General features: G+C 72.2%; 22 protein-coding genes. 6 read left to right on the forward strand and 16 right to left on the reverse strand.

Features of this window, described 5'->3' with window-relative positions; translation table 11 throughout:
* Position 1: 1 nt before the first annotated feature.
* The 5 genes from kdpA to OO62_RS11990 form a co-directional block, all read right to left on the reverse strand.
* Positions 2-1,717 (reverse strand): potassium-transporting ATPase subunit KdpA, encoded by a 1,716-nt coding sequence (kdpA, locus tag OO62_RS11970; protein ID WP_033267322.1) that lies wholly within the window; start codon positions 1,715-1,717, stop codon positions 2-4.
* Between the two features lie 7 nt (positions 1,718-1,724).
* Positions 1,725-1,814, reverse strand: a complete 90-nt coding sequence (kdpF, locus tag OO62_RS37410) for a K(+)-transporting ATPase subunit F (protein WP_033267323.1) — start codon at positions 1,812-1,814, stop codon at positions 1,725-1,727.
* Positions 1,815-2,160: 346 nt separating this feature from the next.
* Complete coding sequence (locus OO62_RS11980; protein ID WP_033267421.1) at positions 2,161-2,925, reverse strand: DUF3710 domain-containing protein; 765 nt, start codon at positions 2,923-2,925, stop codon at positions 2,161-2,163.
* 1 nt (position 2,926) lies between these two features.
* Complete coding sequence (gene dut, locus OO62_RS11985) at positions 2,927-3,448, reverse strand: dUTP diphosphatase (RefSeq protein ID WP_033267324.1); 522 nt, start codon at positions 3,446-3,448, stop codon at positions 2,927-2,929.
* Positions 3,445-4,038: a PaaI family thioesterase gene (locus OO62_RS11990; protein WP_033267325.1), complete on the reverse strand. Its 594-nt coding sequence runs from the start codon at positions 4,036-4,038 to the stop codon at positions 3,445-3,447. The genes dut and OO62_RS11990 overlap by 4 nt, the downstream gene beginning before the upstream one ends.
* 58 nt (positions 4,039-4,096) lie before the next feature.
* On the opposite strand from OO62_RS11990, the gene OO62_RS11995 reads away from it, so the two are divergent.
* Positions 4,097-4,540, forward strand: a complete 444-nt coding sequence (locus tag OO62_RS11995) for a DUF3093 domain-containing protein (protein WP_033267326.1) — start codon at positions 4,097-4,099, stop codon at positions 4,538-4,540.
* A 26-nt stretch (positions 4,541-4,566) separates the two neighbouring features.
* On the opposite strand, the gene OO62_RS12000 is transcribed toward OO62_RS11995, so the two are convergent.
* The 4 genes from OO62_RS12000 to OO62_RS12015 form a co-directional block, all read right to left on the reverse strand.
* Positions 4,567-5,391 carry a hypothetical protein gene (locus OO62_RS12000; RefSeq protein ID WP_398742384.1) on the reverse strand — a complete coding sequence of 275 codons (825 nt, stop codon included), beginning with the start codon at positions 5,389-5,391 and terminating at the stop codon, positions 4,567-4,569.
* Positions 5,392-5,405: 14 nt separating this feature from the next.
* Positions 5,406-5,705: a DUF4193 domain-containing protein gene (locus tag OO62_RS12005; RefSeq protein ID WP_033267328.1), complete on the reverse strand. Its 300-nt coding sequence runs from the start codon at positions 5,703-5,705 to the stop codon at positions 5,406-5,408.
* 550 nt (positions 5,706-6,255) lie between these two features.
* Positions 6,256-7,515, reverse strand: coding sequence for a sensor histidine kinase (locus OO62_RS12010; protein WP_051733034.1), 1,260 nt, complete (start codon positions 7,513-7,515; stop codon positions 6,256-6,258).
* A 6-nt stretch (positions 7,516-7,521) separates the two neighbouring features.
* Entirely contained in the window at positions 7,522-8,175 is a 654-nt protein-coding gene (locus OO62_RS12015) for a response regulator transcription factor (protein WP_006602630.1), read from the reverse strand.
* 323 nt (positions 8,176-8,498) lie between these two features.
* On the opposite strand from OO62_RS12015, the gene OO62_RS39945 reads away from it, so the two are divergent.
* The gene (locus OO62_RS39945; RefSeq protein ID WP_164993232.1) at positions 8,499-8,675 is read left to right on the forward strand and encodes a hypothetical protein; all 177 of its coding nucleotides are present in this window, start codon (positions 8,499-8,501) and stop codon (positions 8,673-8,675) included.
* A gap of 80 nt (positions 8,676-8,755) precedes the next feature.
* Here the strand turns inward: OO62_RS39945 and OO62_RS12020 are convergent, their stop codons facing one another.
* Positions 8,756-9,589: an inositol monophosphatase family protein gene (locus tag OO62_RS12020; RefSeq protein WP_051733036.1), complete on the reverse strand. Its 834-nt coding sequence runs from the start codon at positions 9,587-9,589 to the stop codon at positions 8,756-8,758.
* Positions 9,590-9,631: 42 nt separating this feature from the next.
* Positions 9,632-10,786: a ferrochelatase gene (locus tag OO62_RS12025; protein WP_033267329.1), complete on the reverse strand. Its 1,155-nt coding sequence runs from the start codon at positions 10,784-10,786 to the stop codon at positions 9,632-9,634.
* 181 nt (positions 10,787-10,967) lie between these two features.
* Here OO62_RS12025 and OO62_RS12030 point away from each other — a divergent pair, with 181 nt between their 5' ends.
* Complete coding sequence (locus tag OO62_RS12030; protein WP_033267330.1) at positions 10,968-12,230, forward strand: MFS transporter; 1,263 nt, start codon at positions 10,968-10,970, stop codon at positions 12,228-12,230.
* Positions 12,231-12,457: 227 nt separating this feature from the next.
* On the forward strand, positions 12,458-13,801 hold the full coding sequence (locus OO62_RS12035; RefSeq protein ID WP_033267331.1) for a D-arabinono-1,4-lactone oxidase: 1,344 nt from the start codon (positions 12,458-12,460) through the stop codon (positions 13,799-13,801).
* An 87-nt stretch (positions 13,802-13,888) separates the two neighbouring features.
* Here OO62_RS12035 and OO62_RS12040 read toward each other — a convergent pair whose 3' ends face one another.
* Positions 13,889-15,022 (reverse strand): hypothetical protein, encoded by a 1,134-nt coding sequence (locus OO62_RS12040; protein ID WP_033267332.1) that lies wholly within the window; start codon positions 15,020-15,022, stop codon positions 13,889-13,891.
* 497 nt (positions 15,023-15,519) lie between these two features.
* Here OO62_RS12040 and sepH point away from each other — a divergent pair, with 497 nt between their 5' ends.
* Positions 15,520-16,581 carry a septation protein SepH gene (sepH, locus tag OO62_RS12045; RefSeq protein WP_033267333.1) on the forward strand — a complete coding sequence of 354 codons (1,062 nt, stop codon included), beginning with the start codon at positions 15,520-15,522 and terminating at the stop codon, positions 16,579-16,581.
* 88 nt (positions 16,582-16,669) lie between these two features.
* On the opposite strand, the gene OO62_RS12050 is transcribed toward sepH, so the two are convergent.
* Entirely contained in the window at positions 16,670-17,509 is an 840-nt protein-coding gene (locus tag OO62_RS12050) for a sulfurtransferase (protein ID WP_033267334.1), read from the reverse strand.
* Positions 17,510-17,767: 258 nt separating this feature from the next.
* On the opposite strand from OO62_RS12050, the gene OO62_RS12055 reads away from it, so the two are divergent.
* Complete coding sequence (locus tag OO62_RS12055; RefSeq protein WP_033267335.1) at positions 17,768-18,553, forward strand: VOC family protein; 786 nt, start codon at positions 17,768-17,770, stop codon at positions 18,551-18,553.
* A gap of 69 nt (positions 18,554-18,622) precedes the next feature.
* Here the strand turns inward: OO62_RS12055 and OO62_RS12060 are convergent, their stop codons facing one another.
* The 3 genes from OO62_RS12060 to OO62_RS12070 form a co-directional block, all read right to left on the reverse strand.
* On the reverse strand, positions 18,623-19,282 hold the full coding sequence (locus OO62_RS12060) for a thymidine kinase (protein WP_033267336.1): 660 nt from the start codon (positions 19,280-19,282) through the stop codon (positions 18,623-18,625).
* Between the two features lie 117 nt (positions 19,283-19,399).
* Positions 19,400-20,590 (reverse strand): alkaline phosphatase family protein, encoded by a 1,191-nt coding sequence (locus OO62_RS12065; protein ID WP_033267337.1) that lies wholly within the window; start codon positions 20,588-20,590, stop codon positions 19,400-19,402.
* On the reverse strand, positions 20,590-21,183 hold the full coding sequence (locus OO62_RS12070; protein WP_030799055.1) for a DUF5998 family protein: 594 nt from the start codon (positions 21,181-21,183) through the stop codon (positions 20,590-20,592). Before OO62_RS12070 ends, OO62_RS12065 begins: the two co-directional genes overlap by 1 nt.
* Positions 21,184-21,209 lie beyond the last annotated feature (26 nt).

Consider the following 21,209-nt stretch of genomic DNA (forward strand, 5'->3'; position numbering starts at 1 on the left):
GTCATGACAGGCCCTCCGCCAGCGGCCCGAGGGCCAGCGCCGGGAAGTAGGTCAGACCGGTGATGATCAGGATCGTGCCGACGAGCAGCCCGGCGAAGAGCGGCTTTTCGGTACGCAGCGTGCCCGCCGTCTCGGGGATCGGCTTCTGCTCGGCGAGCGAGCCGGCCAGGGCGAGCACGAACACCATCGGCAGGAAGCGGCCGAGCAGCATGGCCAGGCCGATCGTGGTGTTGTACCAGGGCGTGTCGGCGTTCAGCCCGGCGAAGGCCGAGCCGTTGTTGTTGGCGCCGGAGGTGAACGCGTAGAGGACCTCGGAGAAGCCGTGCGCGCCGGCGCCCAGGGCCTTGGTGTTGAGCTGGGAAGCCAGCGCGTCGGGCAGCACCATCGAGGCGGCGGTGAAGCCGAGCACCAGGGCCGGCGTGACGAGGATGAAGCAGGCGGCGAGCTTGATCTCGCGGGTGCCGATCTTCTTGCCGAGGTACTCGGGCGTACGGCCCACCATCAGGCCGGCGATGAACACCGCGATGATCGCCATGATCAGCATGCCGTAGAGGCCGGAGCCCACCCCGCCGGGGGCGATCTCACCGAGCATCATGCCGAGCAGCTGGATGCCGCCGCCGAACGCGGTGAAGGAGGAGTGGAAGGAGTCCACCGCACCGGTCGAGGTGAGGGTGGTGGCCACCGAGAAGATCGCCGAGGAACCGACGCCGAAGCGGGTCTCCTTGCCCTCCATAGCGGCGCCCGCGGCCTGCAGGGCCGGGCCGCCGTGGGCGAACTCGCTCCACATCATCAGGGCGGTGAAGCCGAGCCAGATGATGCCCATCGTGGCAAGGACGGCGTAGCCCTGCTTCACGTTCCCGACGAGCTTGCCGAAGGTGCGGGTCAGCGCGAACGGGATGACCAGGATCAGGAAGATCTCGAAGAGGTTGGTGAAGGCGTCGGGGTTCTCGAAGGGGTGGGCGGAGTTGGCGTTGAAGTAGCCGCCTCCGTTGGTGCCCAGCTCCTTGATGACCTCCTGGGAGGCGACCGCGCCGCCGCCGGTCTGCTGCGAGCCGCCCATGAACTGTCCGACCTCGTGGATGCCGGAGAAGTTCTGCAGGGCCCCGCAGGCGACCAGCACGAGGGCACCGACGACCGCGATCGGCAGCAGCACCCGTACGGTGCCGCGGACCAGGTCGGCCCAGAAGTTGCCGAGGTACCCGGTGCGCATGGGGGTGCCCCCTGCTCGAGCGGAGCCGAGAGCTCGGGGGAGGGCGAAGCCGCGGACCAGGGCGATGGCGACGGCCATGCCGGTGGCGGCGGAGACGAAGTTCTGCACCGCCAGGCCGGCGGTCTGCACGACATGGCCCATGGCCTGCTCGCCGCTGTAGGACTGCCAGTTGGTGTTGGCGACGAAGGACGCCGCGGTGTTGAACGCCTGGTCCGGGCTGATCGACGCGAAGCCGAGGGACAGCGGCAGGCCGCCCTGGACGCGCTGCAGCAGGTAGAGGAAGAGCACCCCCGCCGCGGAGAACGCCAGCACGCCGCGCAGATACGCGGGCCAGCGCATCTCGGCGTCCGCGTCGGCGCCTATGCAGCGGTAGATGACCTTCTCGACACGGAGGTGCCGGGGCGAGTTGTAGACGGCGGCCATGTGGTCGCCGAGCGGGCGGTACGCCAGGGCGAGCGCCGCGACGAGCGCGGTCAGCTGGAGCACGCCGGCGAGAACGGGGCTCATCGGCTGCTCAGAACCTCTCCGGGAAGACGAGGGCGAGGATCAGGTACCCCAGCAGGGCGACGGCGACGATCAGGCCGACGACGTTTTCGACGGTCACAGCCTCGTCACCCCCTTGGCGACGAGAGCCACCAGCGCGAAGACCGCGAGCGTGACGACGACGAAGGCCACGTCGGCCATCGGGTGCTCCTAGATGGATGGGAGATCAGGACCCCCACAGCAAAGCGCCCCGCCGGAGCCGCGGGACCGCCGTTGACGCCGTCCTTACGGCCATTAGCGCCCTGTTGACGGAATCCCTACGCGCCCCGGCCTGACCTGCGCGAACGACAAGGGCCCGCGCCCCCTCAAGGGGGCACGGGCCCTGCTGACCGTCGTTATCCGGCCGGAATGCGGACGCCTACGCACCGCTTGTGCGCGCGAGGTGCGGTCCCTCTGCGCCCCGGGCGTCAGCGGATCTCGGTGATCTCCGGTCCGCGCTCCAGCCGCTCCACGCCGCCGCCGAAGCGGGACTGCTCGACCGACTCCTGCTGCACGCCGTCCGGCACCATCTGCGCGTCGTCCGGCAGCTTCAGGACGATCGGGTCACGCGGCGCCATCGGTCCCTCGCCGCGGACGATGACGGTGTCCCGGAAGATGTGTTCCAGCACGCCGGCGGCCTGCGGCTGCACCGCGCCCTGGCCGGAGATCACTCCGCGCAGGAACCACCGGGGGCCGTCGACACCGACGAAGCGCACGACCTGCACGCCGTTGGTGCCGTCCGGCAGCTGTACGGGCACCTGGGCGCGCAGTTCCCAGCCCAGCGGGCCGTCGACCTCGTCGATGACCCCGCCCTGCTGGGTGATGCCGGCCGCGATCTCCTCGCGGACCTCGCCCCAGATCCCCTCGTTGCGCGGGGCGGCGAATGCCTGCAGCTGGACGGCGCTGTCCTGCAGCACCACCGTCGCGGCGACGATCGCGTCACCGGCGACCTCCACCCGCAGCTCCATGCCCTCGACACCGGGCACGTAGATACCGCCGAGGTCCACCCGGCCCTCGCCGGGGTTCGTGACCTCCGACGCGTCCCAGGGGCCGTCGGGGCGCGGCGCGGGCGGAAGACTCAGCCGCTCCTGCACCGCGTCGTCCTCGTCGGCGTCGCTCACCGCGCGCTCCTCCCGGAGCGTGGTGTCCTTGGCCGGCTCTTCAGCCTCGTTCTTCTTGCGACGTCCGAACACGTCACTGTCCTTCCCGGTCGGCACCGACCGATGCGTATTCATTCCCGCCCGTGGAGCCGTCCACCGCCGCATGACCGCCGGTGGAACCGAATCCCCCCTCGGCCCGCGCCGAGCCGGGAAGTTCCGCCACCTCGTGGAAGCGCACCTTCTCGACCTGCTGGACGACCAGTTGGGCGATCCGGTCGAACCTCTCGAACCGCACGCTCTCGCGCGGGTCCAGATTGACCACGATCACCTTGATCTCTCCACGGTACCCGGCATCCACCGTCCCGGGGGCATTCACCAGTGCCAGTCCGCAGCGCGCTGCGAGCCCGGACCGGGGGTGGACAAATGCCGCATAACCGTCGGGCAGCGCGATCGACACCCCGGTGGGCAGTACGGCGCGCTCCCCCGGCGCCAGCTCGGCGGCCTCGGTGGTCACCAGATCCACGCCCGCGTCGCCCGGGTGCCCGTACGACGGGACGGGCACCTCCGGGTCCAGCCGGCGCAGCAGAACGTCCACGGGATTCCGTACCTGACTCACGGGTTCACCTCGAAGGCACGCGCTCGTTTGACCTGGTCCGGGTCGGCCATCGCCGCCTGGATCTCCTCGGTCCTTCCGTTCTCGATGAAGTGGTCGACCTTCACCTCGATGAAGACGGCGTCGGCGCGGACCGCTACCGGGCCGTCCGGGGCGCCTATCCGCCCCACGGCCGACGAGTAGATCTTCCGCCCGTGCACCGCGGTGACCCGCGCGTCCAGATGCAGCACCGTGCCCAGCGGCACCGGCCGTACGAAGTCGGTCTCCAGCCGACCGGTCACCGCGATCACCCGCAGCAGCCAGTTCAGCGAGCCGAGGGTCTCGTCCAGCGCGGTGGCCAGCACACCGCCGTGCGCCAGGCCGGGCGCACCCTGGTGGGCCTCCTTGACGGTGAACTCGGCCCGTACGCTCACGTCCTCGCCGGCCCGCGCCTCCAGGTGCAGCCCGTGCGGCTGGCCCGTCCCGCAGCCGAAGCAGCGGTCGTAGTGCGCGCCGAGGAGTTCGCCGGGTGCCGGCGCGTCCGCGTGCCGGACCGGAGCGACGGCGTCCGTCGGTGGCGTCAGCCCCGGCCTCGTTCTGTCAGTTCCACTCACGAGTGCAGACCCTACCCGCGCGCGTAAGGGACCCGCGCCGCCGTGCCAAGCTGGAGCCATGCAGTCGTACGAGGAACGTCTCACCGCACCCCGGTCCTGGTGGGTGATCGCCGCACTGGTCGGCGTCGCCTGCGCGCTGATGCTGCTCCCGGTCGGGACGCTGCCGATGCTCGGCGGGCTGATCGGCGGCGCGGCGCTGTCGGCGGTCGCGGTGAGCGCGTACGGCTCGGCGCGGATCCGGGTGGTGGGCGGCGCGCTGATCGCCGGCGACGCGAAGATCCCGGCCTCGGCGCTGGGCGAGGCCCGGGCGCTGGACGCCGAGGAGGCGCTGGCCTGGCGCACGCACAAGGCCGATGCTCGGGCGTTCATGCTGCTGCGCAGCTACGTCCCCACAGCGGTGCGGGTGGAGATCACGGACCCGGACGACCCGACGCCGTACGCCTATCTGTCCACGCGCCGGCCGGAGAGTCTGGTGGCGGCGCTGACGGCCGTACGCGCCTGAGCGGCCGGCCCGCCGGGGGAACGGCGTCAGCCGTCGGAGGCGGGCAGGGCGTCCCAGGGGACCTGCTTCGTGCGCAGGTCCTTGCGGATTTTCTCCGCGAGTTTTCTGGTGTCACGGCGGTTCATCAACGCGCCGACGGTGGCGCCGACCATGAACGGCGTGAGGTTCGGCAGATTGCGCAGCGTGCGCTTCATGATCTGCTGGCGCAGCTCGCGCTTCATCGGCCCGCCGAGCGCGATGTTCAGCGAGGCCGGTCTGGCGATGTCGATGCCCCGCTCCTCCGTCCAGGACGTCAGGGAGGCCATCGCGCGCTGCCGGAAATTGCCCGGGGGCCGCAGCCCGTAGACCTCGTGCAGCTCGGCGATCAATTTGATTTCGATCGAGGCCACGCCGGTGATCTCGGCGGCCAGCTCGGCCGGCATGGCGGGCGGTACGGGCAGCATCGCTGCCGCGCCGACGCCCGCTCCGACGGTGCCCGTGCCCGCGCAGGCGCCCGCGACCAGCTTGTCGGCCAGTTCCTCGGGGGTCAGACCGGGAAACTGGGCGCGCAGTGTGGCGAGGTCGCGGACCGGGATCCGCGGGGCGGTGGCGATGATCCGGTCAGCGATCACCGCGAACCAGGCCCGCACCCGGCCGCGCCGTCCTGGCGCCGCCGCCCCGGTGGTGCCGGGGACGGCCGGGTCCGCGAGCGAGGCCCTCTGGCCCCGCTCCTGCGGTGCACCGGACGTCCGCTCCGCGGGAAGGGCGGTCGGGTCGGCGGGCACGGGCGCGGTTTCTTCGCGTGATCGTGCGCCGGCCGCCGGGCCGCTGACGCCCTTGGGACCCTTACGGAACGGGTTCACGCCTGCCACGGCGCAGTCCGGTCTCAGGCCGCGCAGTCGCGGCAGATCGGCTGGCCGTTCTTCTCCTCAGCCAGCTGGCTGCGGTGGTGGACCAGGAAGCAGCTCATGCACGTGAACTCGTCCTGCTGCTTGGGCAGCACGCGCACCGCGAGCTCTTCGTTGGACAGGTCGGCGCCGGGAAGTTCCAGGCCCTCGGCCTGCTCGAACTCGTCGACGTCGACGGCCGAGGCGGACTTGTCGTTCCGCCGCGACTTCAGCTCTTCAATGCTGTCCTCGTTGAGGTCGTCGTCGGTCTTGCGTGGGGTGTCGTAATCCGTAGCCATTTTCGCTCTCCCCCTCTGGGTGTCTGCGGTGTCTCAGCGCTCGTAACGCGTGAGAGGCCGGACTTGTGCCCGACCTGAGGCGGAGATTTTGCCTCACATCAAGGTCTGTTACTCAATCGACACCCAACCGCACCCCTGAAGAGGTGATCGGTTTGGATGGCGATCAGGACCGTACACGGTCCGAATGTCGCACCTCGCGCAGCCCATCACCTGTACTTCCCGTGATTCCACCCCTGGGAAACCAGGACTTCCCCGGCATTCCACCAGGCAATTCGATCACGGAGCGTAGATGGCTGGAAATTCGCGTCTGTGAGCGATCACACACGCATTGCCCGGCGGTCGGACCGGCGCAATTCCGCGCAAAGCGAACGTGGCGAAGGATCCACTCCCACCCCCCTTCTCGTCAAACCGGGAGGCAAGACGGTGTACGGCCGCGAGACGAGCGATCGTACGCACAGATGTCCGAGGCGGCCCGCGGGGGTGCCCAGGCGCTCCTGCGCCCGTACAACCACCCTGCGGGCGCCCCGTGGCCGAAGGTCGGAGTGCCAGGTCAGAGCGGCAGGACGACCCGCATCACGAGTCCGCCGCCGTCGCGGGGCTCGGCCGTGATCGTGCCGTCGTGCGCGCGCGCCACCGAGCGCACGATGGACAGCCCCAGCCCCACGCCCTTGTCGCTTCCCGTGCGCTCCGTACGCAGCCGCCGGAACGGCTCGAAGAGGTTCTCCACCTCGTAGGCGGGGACCACCGGGCCGGTATTGGCCACCACGAGCACCGCACAGCCCGGCAGCGGCTCCGTGGAGACCTCCACCCAGCCGTCCGGGACGTTGTAGCGCACCGCGTTCTGCACGAGGTTCAGCGCGATCCGCTCCAGCAGCACCCCGTTGCCCTGGACGAAGACCTGCTGCCGGACCCCGCGCAGCGATACGCCCTTGGCCTGGGCCTCCTCACGGGACTGGTCGACCGCCTGCGCGGCGACCTCGGACAGGTCCACCGGCTTCTTGTCCACGACCTTGTTCTCGCTGCGGGCGAGCAGCAGCAGACCCTCCACCAGCTGCTCGCTGCGCTCGTTCGTCGCCAGCAGCGTCTTGCCCAGCTGCGCCAGCTCGGGGGACGCCTCCGGGTCCGCCAGCTGCACCTCCAGCAACGTGCGGTTGATCGCCAGTGGAGTGCGCAACTCGTGCGAGGCATTGGCCACGAACCGGCGCTGCGACTCGAAGGCCCGGTCGAGCCGGTCCAGCATCTCGTCGAAGGTGTCCGCCAGCTCCTTGAGCTCGTCGTCCGGGCCGCCCAGCTCGATCCGCCGGTGCAGGTCGGAGCCGGCCACCCGCTGGGCGGTACGCGTGATCCGCCCCAGCGGCGACAGCACCCGGCCGGCCATCGCGTAACCGAAGGCGAAGGCCACGACGGTCAGGCCCAGCAGCGCCAGCAGGGAGCGGTTGAGCAGGCTGTTGAGTGCCAGCGCGCGCTGGTGCTGGAGGCACTGCTCGACGGCCTGCTGTAGCAGCGGCCCGGAGGTCTGGGTGGGCAGGTCGCAGATGTCACTCGTGGACTCGAACTTGCCGCCGAGGATCTTCAGCGGCAGCGCGCTGCCGTCGTGCAGCGCGTCGGCGGCCAGCATGTAGATGATCGTCAGCAGCACGATGCCGGCCATCAGGAACATGCCGCCGTACAGCAGCGTGAGCCGTATCCGGATCGTGGGCCGCAGCCAGGGGAAGGGCCGCACGTTGACCGGGCGGGGGTCCCAGGTGGGCTTCGGCGGCATGGGCGGCGGCGGGGCGGCCGGCTTGGAGAACGAGGGCAGGGAGGGCATCGGCGGTCAGATCCGGTATCCCGAGCCGGGCACGGTGACGATCACCGCGGGCTCGCCGAGCTTGCGGCGCAGCGTCATGACCGTGACCCGCACGACGTTGGTGAACGGGTCGGTGTTCTCGTCCCACGCCTTCTCCAGGAGCTGCTCGGCCGAGACGACCGTGCCCTCGCTGCGCATCAGGACCTCCAGCACCGCGAACTCCTTCGGCGCCAGCTGGACCTCCTTGCCGTCGCGGAAGACCTCACGGCGGTTCGGGTCGAGCTTGATGCCGGCCCGCTCCAGGACCGGCGGCAGCGCGACGGTCGTACGGCGCCCCAGGGCGCGCACCCGGGCCGTGAGCTCGGTGAAGGCGAACGGCTTGGGGAGGTAGTCGTCCGCGCCGATCTCCAGGCCCTCGACGCGGTCGCTGACGTCGCCGGAGGCGGTGAGCATCAGGACGCGGGTGGGCATGCCCAGCTCGACGATCTTGCGGCACACGTCGTCACCGTGGACCACGGGCAGGTCGCGGTCGAGCACGACGACGTCGTAGTCGTTGACCGCGATCCGTTCGAGGGCGGCAGCGCCGTCGTAGACCACGTCGACGGCCATGGCCTCCCGGCGTAGTCCGGTGGCCACAGCATCGGCGAGCAGCTGCTCGTCCTCGACGACGAGAACACGCACGTCGCTAGTCCTTCCTCACGGCCCTTGCGGGCAGGCACAACAATCTTGCGGAGCCCTTCCATCCTGCCCCGAACAGCTGTAAACCGGCGGTAAGGGGGATCGGGGCGGCGCAGCGGGGTCCCACGCGGCCCGACGCGCAGGATTCCTGGGCGGGTTGAGGTTTCCCTGAGGGTGGGCATGGGGAGGACGACTGCACACCCGCGATCACGCCCTGATTATGTGGCGATCCACTTGCCATGAACTGATCCATCGCAGGGACCACGCCGTGATCGACCCACCCGTCGGCACACCCCCGTGCCACCGACCCACGACGAGGGGGCGCAATGGACGCGTTCACCGCAGGCATTCTGCAGCGCATAGAGAAGACCGAAGCAGATCTGGACCAGGCCCGCGCTACGGGCGATGACTTCCTCGCCGAGGTCGAGCAGGCCGAGCTCGAGGACCTGCAGCGACTGGCGAACGAGCACGGTGTGCGCTATGAGGCGGTCAGCAACGCCTGATCGTTCACGGCGTACGACTCAACGCCCCGGCATCCAGGGGATGGTGCCGGGGCGCTGTCGTGCCCGGAGGCGGGCGGCGGTCAGTCGTGCCAGGCGCCGAGCTCGTCCAGTAGCGGCTGGAGCTGCTCGAAGAGGGCCGGAGAGGCGGCCAGCGTCAGCTCGTGGGAGGCGGACCGTCCGGGGCGGCCGCCGGTGAGGGCCCCGGCCTCGCGGGCGATCAGCGCTCCGGCCGCCAGGTCCCAGGGGTTCAGCCCCCGCTCGTAGTAGGCGTCGAGCCGGCCGCAGGCGACGTCGCACAGGTCGATCGCCGCCGAGCCGCCCCGCCGGATGTCGCGGACCTGCGGCAGCAGGGTGCGCACCACCTCCGCCTGGGCGGCCCGGCGCTCGGCCAGGTAGCCGAAGCCGGTGCCCAGCAGCGCCTGGGACAGCTCCGGTGGCGCGGGCCGGTGGCGGATCGGCTCGTCGTTGCTGAACGCGCCCCGGCCCAGGACGGCCCGGTACGTCTCGCCGCGCATCGGGGCGGCGACGACCCCGACGACCACCTCGCCGTCCTGCTCCGCCGCGATGGACACGGCCCAGGACGGCAGCCCGTAGAGGTAGTTGACGGTGCCGTCGATCGGGTCGATGACCCAGCGGATGCCGCTGGTGCCCGCACTGCTGGCGCCCTCCTCCCCCAGGAAGCCGTCGTCGGGGCGGCGCTCCCCGATGAAGCCGGTGATCAGCTTCTCGGAGGCGAGGTCCATCTCGGTGACGACGTCGATGGGGCTGGACTTGGTGGCGGCCACACCGAGGTCGGCGGGCCGGCCGTCGCGGAGCAGGACCCCGGCGCGGTGGGCGGCTTCCAGGGCGACGTCGAGAAGTTCGTCGTACAGGGCGTCGGTCTGCGCGGCGTCGGTCTGCAGCGGGTCGGGCACGATGCTCCTAGGGTCTGGCGGGAGGGGGGCGGCGGGCCGGACTCAGGCGGGGGCGTCGGCGACCGGGCCGCGCCAGTCGGCTCCGGCGGCGGCCGGGCGCGGGGCACGCGCCGGGCAGCAGCCGACCGGGCACAGGTCGTGGCTCGCGCCGAGGGCACCCAGCGCACAGCGCTCCGGGGCGCGGCCCCGCTCGGCTGCCGAGCGCTCCAGCAGGAGCTCGCGGACGGCCGCGGCGAACCGGGGGTCGGCGCCCACGGTGGCCGACCGGACGACCGGCAGGCCCAGCTCGGCGGCCTTGGCGGTGGCCTCGGTGTCGAGGTCGTACTTGACCTCCATGTGGTCCGAGACGAAGCCGATGGGGGCCATGACGACGGCGGGGACGCCCGCGGCGTGCCGCTCCTCCAGGTGGTCGCAGATGTCCGGCTCCAGCCAGGGGATGTGCGGGGCGCCGCTGCGGGACTGGTAGACGAGCTGCCACGGGTGGTCCACCCCGGTCTCCTCGCGGACGGCGTCGGCGATCACGCGCGCCACGTCGAGGTGCTGGGCGACGTAGGCGCCCCCCGTACCGCCCTCGGTGTGGTCCGCGGGGGTGCCGGAGGTGTCGGCCGCGGCGGTGGGGATGGAGTGCGTGGTGAAGGCGAGGTGGGCGCCGTCCCGGGCCTCCGCGGGCAGCTCGGCCAGCGAGGCCAGCACGCCGTCGATCATCGGGCGCAGGAAACCGGGGTGGTTGAAGTAGTGCCGCAACTTGTCGACCTGCGGCACCGGCAGCCCCTCGGCCTGCAGCGCGGCGAGCGCGTCGGCGAGGTTCTCGCGGTACTGGCGGCAGCCCGAGTACGAGGCGTAGGCGCTGGTCGCGAGGACGGCGATGCGGCGGTGGCCGTCGTTCACCATCGTGCGCAGGGTGTCGGTCAGGTACGGCGCCCAGTTGCGGTTGCCCCAGTAGACGGGCAGGTCCAGGCCGTTCTCGGCGAAGTCCTTGCGCAGCGCGTCCAGCAGCTCACGGTTCTGGGCGTTGATCGGGCTCACGCCGCCGAACAGGAAGTAGTGCCGGCCGACCTCCTTGAGGCGCTCACGGGGGATGCCGCGGCCGCGGGTGACGTTCTCCAGGAACGGCACGACGTCGTCGGGGCCTTCGGGACCGCCGAAGGAGAGCAGCAGCAGGGCGTCATAGGGGCTGGGATCGCGCTGTTCGGGCATGCCATCGATCCTGCCACCCTTCCTCCGGGGGCGGCGGGCAGGTCCCGGTGCGGCCGGGGCCCGGCGGGCCGTGCGGCGGTGACGGAAATTCGGGGGCGGCGGGCCCCGGCCGACCCGTAAGCTGTATCGGCCACATACATTCCTTACCGATTTTCGGTCCTCATCCGGCGGAGCGCCCCCGTTGCCCAGTCCCTACCGCGCCCTCTTCGGCCGCCCCGGTACCAGGTCGTTCTCCGCCGCCGGCCTCCTGGGCCGGATGCCGCTGTCGATGATGGGCATCGGCATCGTCACGATGGTCTCCCAGCTGACCGGGCGTTACGGGCTCGCGGGCGCGCTGTCGGCGACCCTCGCGCTGTCCGCCGCGGTGCTCGGCCCGCAGATATCCCGGCTGGTCGACCGGCACGGCCAGCGCCGGGTGATGCGCCCGGCCACCCTGGTCTCGCTCGCCGCGGTCGCCGGTCTGCTGCTGAGCGCGCTGCAGCGCTGGCCGGACTGGCTCCTCTTCGCCTTCGCGGCCTGCATGGGGTGCGTGCCGAGCGTCGGCTCCATGGTCCGGGCCCGCTGGGCGGAGCTCTACCAGGGCTCTCCCCGTGAGCTGCACACGGCTTACTCCTGGGAGTCGATCGTCGACGAGATGTGCTTCATCGTCGGCCCGATCCTGTCGATCGGCCTGTCCACCGCCTGGTTCCCCGAGGCCGGGCCGCTGCTGGCCGGCGGTTTCCTGGCGGCGGGCGTCTTCTGGCTGACGGCCCAGCGCGCCACCGAGCCGGTGCCGCATCCGCGGGAGCACCACACCAAGGGTTCGGCGCTGCGCTCGCGGGGGCTGCAGGTGCTGGTGGTGACGTTCGTGGCGACCGGCGCGATCTTCGGGGCGATCGACGTGGTGACGGTGGCCTTCGCGGAGGAGGAGGGGCACAAGGCCGCGGCCAGTCTGGTGCTGGCGGTCTACGCGCTCGGCTCGTGTGTGGCCGGTGCCGTCTTCGGGCTGCTGCATCTCAAGGGCCACCCGTCGCGCCGCTGGGTGGTGGGGGTCTGCGCGATGGCGGTGAGCATGGTGCCGCTCCAGTTCGTGAGTTCGCTGCCGCTGCTGGCGGTCGCGCTCTTCGTCGCGGGCCTGTCCATCGCCCCGACGATGGTGACCACGATGGCGCTGGTCGAGGAGCACGTCCCGCGGGCGCAGCTGACCGAGGGGATGACCTGGACCAGCACCGGGCTGGCGGTGGGCGTCGCACTGGGCTCGTCGGCCGCCGGCTGGGTGGTGGACGCCGCGGGCGCCGCCCGGGGCTATCTCGTCCCGGTGGCGGCGGGGGTGCTCGCCGCGCTGGTGGCGTTCGCGGGCTACCGCAGGCTCCGTCCGCAGCCGGTGCTCCCGATGGCGGCCCGCACGGTGGCGGACCTGCCGGAGCCGGCCGCGCAGCGGCAGGGCGAGCAGAGCGTCGCCTGAGGCGTACGGCGCCGGTCCGCCCGGTGAAGACCCCGGGCGGACCACCCCGCGCCGATCCTCGGGTTACCGACGGTACGACATGTCCCGGAGCCGGGTGATTACGGCCGATTCCTCGATCGGGTATTTCCCGTCACCCCCTGTGGAAGGCGCGTCGGTGACTGACATCATGCGCTCACACCAACGGCCTGCCGCCCGCGGCCGGCCCGCGCTGAGGGAGGGGACGTCACATGGCAGTCAGCAACGCCGTCCGGGGCCCGGGAGGGCGCGGCTCGGCCACCGGGCCGTGGCGCAACTGGGCGGGCAACGTCACCGCCCGCCCCGCCCGGAGCGTGACCCCGGCGAGCACCGAGGAACTGGTCGCCGCGGTCCGCGCGGCAGCCGAGGACGGCCTGACGGTGAAGGCCGCCGGCACCGGCCACTCGTTCACCCCGGCCGCCGCCACCGACGGGCTGCTGATCCGCCCCGAGCGGCTGACCGGCGTCCGCGCCGTCGACCGCGCGGCCGGCACGGTGACCGTCGCCGCCGGCACGCCCCTCAAGCACCTCAACGAGACGCTGGCCGCGCACGGGCTGTCGCTGACCAACATGGGCGACATCATGGAGCAGACCGTCTCGGGGGCGGCCGGCACCGGCACCCACGGCACCGGCCGCGACTCCGCCTCCATCGCCGCCCAGATCACCGCCCTCGAACTGGTCACCGCCGACGGTTCGGTACTGACCTGCTCGGCCGACGAGAACCCGGACGTCTTCGCCGCGGCCCGGCTGGGCCTGGGCGCGCTGGGCGTGATCAGCGAGCTCACCTTCGCCGTGGAGCCGGAGTTCCTGCTGACCGCCCGCGAGGAGCCGATGGGCTTCGACGAGGTGACGGACCGGTTCGACGAGCTGGTCGCCGAGAACGAGCACTTCGAGTTCTATTGGTTCCCGCACACCGGCAACTGCAACACCAAGCGCAACAACCGCAGCCAGGGCCCCGCGGCGCCGCCCGGCCGGGTCGGCGCCTGGATCGAGGACGAGCTGCTGTCCAACGGCGTCTTCCAGGTCGCCTGCGCCGTCGGACGGGCGGTGCCGGCGGCCATACCGGGCATCGCCAAGGTCTCCAGCCGCGCGCTGTCGGCCCGTACGTACACCGACATCCCGTACAAGGTGTTCACCTCGCCGCGGCGGGTGCGGTTCGTGGAGATGGAGTACGCGCTGCCCCGCGCGGCCGCGGCCGCCGCACTGGGTGAGCTGAAGGCGCTGGTGGAGCGCTCGGACTTCCGGATCAGCTTCCCCGTGGAGGTGCGCACCGCCCCGGCCGACGACCTGGTGCTGTCCACGGCTTCCGGCCGGGACACCGTCTACATCGCCGTCCACATGTACCGGGGGACGCCGTACGAGGCGTATTTCGCGGCCGCCGAGCGGATCATGACGGCGCACGAGGGGCGCCCGCACTGGGGGAAGCTGCACACCCGCGACGCCGACTACCTCGCCGAGGTCTATCCGCGGTTCGGCGAGTTCACCGCGGTGCGCGACCGGCTGGACCCGGAGCGCCGGTTCGCCAACGCGTATCTGCGGCGGGTCCTGGGGGCCTGACCGACGACGACGGCCGCGGCCCGGCGCCCCGGGAGGGGCACCGGGCCGCGCCCGTCGCGGCTCCGCCCGGCGGACGGAGCGCCCGGGTCAGGGAGCGCCCGGGCCCGGGGCCTCCGCCTCGGGCTGCTGACTCTGCTGACTCTGCTCGCTCTCCTGGTCACCGCTGCCGGCCGAGCCGTCACCTGAGCCGGTGTCGCCGCTGCCCGTCGAACCGCTCGGGGAGGGATTCGGGGACGGCGAGGTGTCCGGGTCCGGCGACGTGCTGCCGCCGTCGGACGGCGTGGGGGTCGGCGTCGGGGTGTCCTTGCCCTTGCCGGTGCCGCTGTCACCGGACGGGCCCGGGTCGGGGCGGGAGCCGTCGCCACTGCCCTGCCGGCCGCCGTCACCCGGCGTGTGGCCGGTTCCGGGCGACCGCGGGGTGCCGGGCTGGTGCCGGCTCGCGCTCCCCGTCTGGGTGAGGTTGCCCAGCGTGGTGCCCTTCGCGCCGCTCGGCGTCTGCCCGGTCATCAGCTCGGCGGCGGTGACCCCGCCCATGGCGAGGACGAAGACCGCGAACGCGCCGAGCGCCGGCCGCCGCCAGCCACGCAGCCGGGTGCCGTACTTCGTGGCGCTGAGTTCCTCGGGACGCCCGGTCACGGGCAGCACCGTGGTGGCGTCGGCCCCCGGGTGCGCCGCGGGCGCGTCGGCCGGGAGGGCGGCCGCCCGGCCCAGTGCCATGGTCCGCTCGTCGAGGCGCGGCACCAGCTGGGTCCGGTCCGTCGGGTGGGCGCCGGCCGGATCACGGCGCCGGGCCTGTTCGGCCCGCGGGATCAGCTGGGTACGGGTCGCGTCGGGCCCGGGGGTCCGGGCGGCGACGGCGGTGACACGGTCCTCCGTGCCCTGCTTGTCGAAGGTCGGCAGCACCATCGTGGGCGCGGCCGGCCGGTTCTGCGGGGTGGTGGATCGAGAGCGGGAGGAGGAGCGGCGAGGCTTCGGCCTGGTGGTGACCGAGACCTCCTTGATCTGTTCGCCGGTGCGTCGGAAGAGGTGCTGGAATATCGAGCCGCCGGTCGTGGCCACGACACTGACCAGACCTGCGCCGATGATGGTTCCGTACACACCGAGCTGTCCCGCGAGGTACGCGGCCGCGGCCGCGGCGAGCGCACTGCCGGCCACCTGAGCGACGCTCAGGTCGATCCGCTTCTCCTTCTTTTTCGTAGCGGTTTCGGTTTCTTCGTCCATCTCCTACCTTTGATAGCCCCTTCGATCCATCTTGCATGGAGAAGTGACCAATTGGCGGAGCCTTTAGTTCCGAATCTGGGGAATCTGTGAAACTCGCCACCTGCGTGCCTGGTCGAGAGGTCGACAAGACGACCGACCTCCGTTGCTCGCCCAGAAGTTCGGCGGCGCGGCGGTCCACCTCAGTGGCCCGAATGGAGTACTGTGGCGAACCCTGGCCCCGGTTCCCGTCCGGCTGCCCGGAACCCACGGGAGGGGCCCTGAAGGCGGCACTCGCCCCGGGGCGCCGCCGCTCGGCACGGGTGTTCGGCGACAGGGCAAGCGGCATGGTCACTGAGCGTTGCAAACTGGTAACCGTGTCATAACGGCGTTTGAGGGCCAAGCCTCGACACGCCGGGCAACTCGGCAATGTTGTGGCAGGCTGCACCCGGGCAGGCCACACTCGACTAGCGGAAGCAGCGACGCACGTGACGTCGGCAGGCACCACCCGGGAGGTCCCCATGCCCGAACTGCGTGTCGTGGCCGTCTCCAACGACGGCACACGGCTGGTGCTCAAAGCTGCGGACAGCACCGAGTACACGCTTCCGATCGACGAACGGCTGCGCGCCGCCGTCCGCAACGACCGCGCACGCCTCGGCCAGATCGAGATCGAGGTCGAGAGCCACCTGCGCCCGCGGGACATCCAGGCGCGGATAAGAGCCGGCGCCTCCGCGGAAGAGGTCGCCCAGCTCGCCGGCATCCCGGTCGACCGGGTGCGCCGCTTCGAGGGCCCGGTGCTCGCCGAGCGCGCGTTCATGGCCGAGCGGGCCCGCAAGACCCCCGTACGGCGCCCCGGTGAGAACACCGGTCCGCAGCTCGGAGAGGCGGTCGCGGAGCGGCTGCTGCTGCGCGGCGCGGACAAGGAGAGCGTCCAGTGGGACTCCTGGCGCCGGGACGACGGCACCTGGGAAGTACTGCTGGTCTACCGCGTCGCCGCCGAACCGCACTCGGCGAGCTGGACCTACGACCCGCCGCGGCGGCTGGTCCAGGCCGTGGACGACGAGGCCCGGGCGCTGATCGGCGAGACCGACGACACGCCCGAGCCGAGCTTCCCGTTCGTACCGCGCATCGCACGGCTGCCGCGCGACCGGCCGCTGGACCGCACCCTGGACCGGCAGAACTCCGAGCGCAACGCGCCGTCCGGCGGCGAGGAGAGCGAGCCGCGGGGCACCGAGGAGACCGTCGGTGAGCGAGAGCGCGAGCGGGATTCGCTGACCAGCCTGCTGGAGGCGGTGCCGAGCTTCCGGGGCGACATGGTCGTGCCGGAGAGCACCAAGGCGCCGCAGAGCGATGAGGAAACCGAGGTCGAGGTCGAAGAGCCGCCGGCCCCGGCGGCCAGCGCCGGCGCGGGCTCGGCGTACGCCGATGTGCTGATGCCGCGGGCGGTGGCCGGCCACCGCGACCGGCTGACCGGGACGACCGACCGGCAGGCGGAGGCGGACGGCGTACGGCCCGGACGCCGGGCGGCCGTGCCCAGTTGGGACGAGATCGTCTTCGGCACCCGGCGGAAGAAGCCGGAGTAGCGGCCGGCTCCCCGCGAGACCCTCCGTCCGCCCGCCCCCTGCTTCCAGGGGGCGGGCGGACGGCGTCGTACGGGGCCCTGACGGGGGCTCAGCCGGGCTGCGGGCCGGTGGCGACCGGGCGGGCCGGGTCGGCGGTCCATTCGCTCCAGGAACCGACGTACAGGGCCGCGGGGACCCCGGCGACGGCGAGGGCCAGGACCTGGTGGGCCGCGGAGACCCCGGAGCCGCAGTAGACGCCCACCTCGGCGTCCGCCGTGGCGCCCAGCGCGGCAAACCGCTCGGCCAGCTCGGAAGCGTCCCGGAAGACCGTGCCGCCCTCGGCGACGTTCTCGGTCGTGGGCGCGGACACCGCGCCCGGGATGTGGCCGGCGACCCGGTCGATGGGCTCGACCTCACCGCGGTAGCGCTCGCCGGCGCGCGCGTCGAGCAGCACACCGCGGCGGGCCAGCGCGGCCGCCCCGTCCGCCGTCAGCAGCGGCAGCGCACCGGGCGCCGGGGTGAAGTCCCCCGCCTGCGGGGCCTCCTTGTCGGTGCTCAGCTCCTTGCCCGCGGCCTGCCAGGCGGCCAGGCCGCCGTCCAGCACCCGCACGTCGGGGTGCCCGCTCCAGCGCAGCAGCCACCAGGCCCGGGCCGCCGCCCAGCCCTGGCCGCCGTCGTAGACGACGACGGGACGGTCCGCGCGGACGCCCGCGGCCCGCATCGCGCCGGCGAAGACATCGAGGTCGGGCAGCGGGTGACGGCCGGCCGCCCCGGGCGGTCCGGCCAGCTCGCTGTCCAGGTCGACGTAGACCGCGCCGGGCAGATGACCGGCCTCGTACACCGGGCGGCCGGGCGGGCCGCCGAGCTGGTAACGGACGTCCAGGAGCACCGGCGGGGTGCCCCCGGCCAACTCGCTCGCGAGTTCGGTAGCGGTGATGATGGCATTCATGGGACTCATCCTTGCGTAGCGGTGACTACGTACAGAAGGCGGGTGCCCACCCTCCGTATGACGCAGTTACGCCCCGGCGTAACGTCGCCGAAACGGGTGGGAAACATCAAAACGGGCATTCTCCCCCGTGAACGGGCCGTGGACGGCGCGGCCGGGGCGCGCACCAGGTCACCGGGTGCGAGCATCTGCTCAAGACCCCCACCCGTACCGCACCTACCGCACATGGTCGGGCCCCCGACGCTCCGAGGAGAAAGTGCAATGACGACCGAGGCCGCGACCCGGCGGATGTCCGGCGCGCCCTGCTGGGTGAGCCTCCTGGCCCACAGTCTGTCCGCGACGCAGGAGTTCTACGGCGCGCTGTTCGGCTGGGAGTTCCGCCCGGGACCGCAGCATTTCGGTCCGTACTCCCGGGCCTACCTCGACGGCCGGGAGGTCGCCGGCTTGGGCGAACTGGCGCCCGACCGCGATCTGCCGGTCGCCTGGACCACCTATCTGGCCAGCGACGACGCCGATATGACCGCCGAGCAGATTCGTTGCTGCGGGGGGACGGTGGGCGTCGGGCCGCTGGACGCGGACGCCAACGCGGGACGGATGGCGATCGGCTCCGACCCGCAGGGCGCGATCTTCGGCGTCTGGCAGGGCAGGTCGATGATGGGCACCGCGGTCACGGGTGAGCCCGGCACGCCGGTGTGGAACGAGCTGATCACCCAGGACACTGCCTCCGTCGGCCCGTTCTACGAGCACGTCTTCGGTTTCGAGGCGGAGCCGCTGGCCCCGGCGGGCCCGACGGACCTGGACTATCTGACGCTGCGTCTCAAGGGCCTGGCGGTGGTCGGCATCCACGGCGTGGGCAGCGCGCTGCCGCGCGACCGCGGCCCGCACTGGATGACCTACTTCGCCGTCCCCAACGCCGATGCGGCCGCCCGTCGGGTCACCGAACTGGGCGGCCGGGTCCTGGACACCGCGCACGACTCCCACCACGGGCGGCTGGCGACGGTCGCCGACACCGAGGGCGCGATCTTCTCGATCATCGAGCAGGGCTGAGCGCGGACGCCTCCCCCGGCCGGCAGCGGATGCGCGGGCGGCCGGCCCCGGGCGGCGGCGCCGGCGTCTTCACATGGGCACGTGGGGCGTGACCGGAAGGACGTCCGGCGAGAGCGCACCGGCGCGGGCCGTCGCGCTGGTCATCCGGCGCAGGTGGTGCCGCCGGCACAGCACCTCGTAACCCACCTCGCCCTGCGCCTGGTTGACGTCCCCCACCACGACCTGGGCGCCCTCGACCACCATCTCCCCGCCCACCGTACGGGCGTTGTGGGTGGCTCGCGCACCGCACCAGCAGAGCGCCTCGACCTGCAACGACTCGACGCGGTCGGCGAGCTCGATGAGCCGGCGGGAGCCCGGGAAGAGGTGCGTGCGGAAGTCGGTGAGGATGCCGAACGCGAAGACGTCCAGATCGAGGTCGTCGACGATCCGCGCGAGCTGGTCTATCTGCGCGGGGGCGAGGAACTGCGCCTCGTCCACGATGACGTAGTCCGCCCGGCCGCCCCGGGAGAGGTGGTCGACGAGGTAGGCGTAGAGGTCCATCCCCTCGTCGGCCTCGACCGCGTCCGTGACCAGCCCCAGCCGCGAGGAGAGCCGGCCCTCCCCCGCCCGGTCGTCACGGGTGAAGATCACTCCTTGGAGACCACGGGCTGAACGGTTGTGCCCGATCTGCAGCGCCAGCGTACTTTTCCCGCAATCCATGGTTCCGGAGAAAAACACCAATGCGGACATGGGTGGGGAATGGCCTTTCGCGTCGGAGTCAGCGGCATGGCAGCGGGCAGGGCCCGCCGTCCGCCCGGGTGGGCGGGGTGTCGTGGGGCGTACGGGTGCGGATCGACCGGGTACCGGTCAGGTGCGGACTTCCAGGAGCGGGACCAGCTGCTCCAGCGGCGTCATCGAGCCGTGCATCCCGACCATCTCCGACTCGCGGGGCTCCCGTTCGCTCGCGATGATCACCATGTCGGCGTGCGCGGCCGCCACGACATCACCGATCCGGGCCCGCACCCGGTCGTCGACCCGCGGCCCGAACCACCCGGCCGCGATGGCCTCGTCGCGGCTCGCGACCCACATCTGCTCGCCGACCACCTCGCGCCACACGGCGAGCACATCGGCGGCCGCGCCGGGGTGGGCGTAGACGTGCCGGGCACGGCCCTCGCCGCCCAACAGGCGGACGCCGGCCCGCAGTTCCCAGTCCTCGTCGAAGTCGATCCGGGACTCGGGGTCGAACGGGATGTCGATCATGCCGTGGTCGGCGGTGACGTAGAGGGCGCTGCGCGGCGGGAGTTGCTCCGCGAGCCGCTCGGCGAGCCGGTCCACGTACATCAACTGGCCTCGCCAGGCATCGGAATTGACGCCGTAGCGGTGGCCCTTGCCGTCGACCTCGGAGTAGTACGTGTAGACCAGCGAGCGGTCGGCGGCGGCGAGCTGTGCGGCGGCCAGGTCCATCCGCTCCTCGCCGGAGAGCCGGCCGTGGAAGCTGCCGCCGCTGAGCGCGATCTTGGTGAGCGGGGTCTGCTCGAAGTTCGGCGCGGAGACCTGACAGGTGTGGACACCCGCCGCGGCCGCCTGCTGGAAGACCGTCGGATACGGCTGCCAGACATACGGATCGGTCCAGGGATACCAGCGCAGCTGGTTCATCAGGGCGCCGGTGGCCGGGTCCTCGCAGGTGTAGCCGGGCAGGCCGTGGGCGCCCGGCGGCAGGCCGGTGCCGACCGAGGCGAGCGAGGTCGCGGTCGTGGAGGGGAAGCCCGCGGTGAGCGGACGGCCGGTGCCGTTGAACGACGTCCCCAGGAGCGAGGTGAGGAACGGCGCCTCCTCCGGGTGCGCGCGCAGCAGGTCCCAGCCGAGGCCGTCGATGAGGAAGACGCAGGCCCGGTCGGCCGGTGCCAGCTCCATGCACGCGGCGAGGCCGGGGACGCCGAGGCCCGCGGCGACGGTGGGCAGCAGATCGGCGAGGGAGCCGGTGCCGTAGCGGGGCACCGGGGCGTCGAGCGGGTCGAGCGGTGTGGGTTCCGGCCAGGCGGGGGCGATGTCGACCATCAGCGGGAGGTGGTGGTGGCCGCGGTGGCCTCGGAGAGCGCCTGGGCGAAGGCGAGCGTCTCGCGCACCGAGTCGGGGCCGTCGCCGGCCTCACTGACCCGCAGCGAGAGGTCGTCCGCGGTGGAGGATCCGGTGTACCCGTGGTCCGCCTCGCAGTTGGGGTCGCCGCAGGCGGCGGGCTCCAGGTCCAGACGGGCGACGGCGCCCCAGCCGATGGTCAGCACCACCTCGCGGGGCAGCTGGCCCGGGGTGTACGACTCGGGGTTCGCGACCACGCGGCTGAGCACCACGGACGAGATCCGGCCCAGCTTGACGGACTCGGTGGAGGTGGTGGCGTACGGCGACGGGGAGGTGGCGTCGGCGGCCTGCTCGTCGGTGTGGCTGACGATGAAGCGCGTACCGGTCAGGACCAGGACGGTGACGTGGCGGCGGACCTCGTTGGCGTCGAAGGTCGTCTCCTGATGGACGAGGTACGACACCACCGGCTCGCCGCCGACCGCGGCCTGCACCGCCTCGGCCACGAGCGTCGGGTAATAGCCACTGCGCTCGATCGCCGCGCGCAGCCCCTGGGTCGTCGTACCGGTCTTAGCCATGGGGTCCATCCTACGGGGCCTGCGCG

The organism is Streptomyces lydicus, assembly GCF_000717345.1.
Taxonomy (GTDB): Bacteria; Actinomycetota; Actinomycetes; order Streptomycetales; family Streptomycetaceae; genus Streptomyces; species Streptomyces lydicus.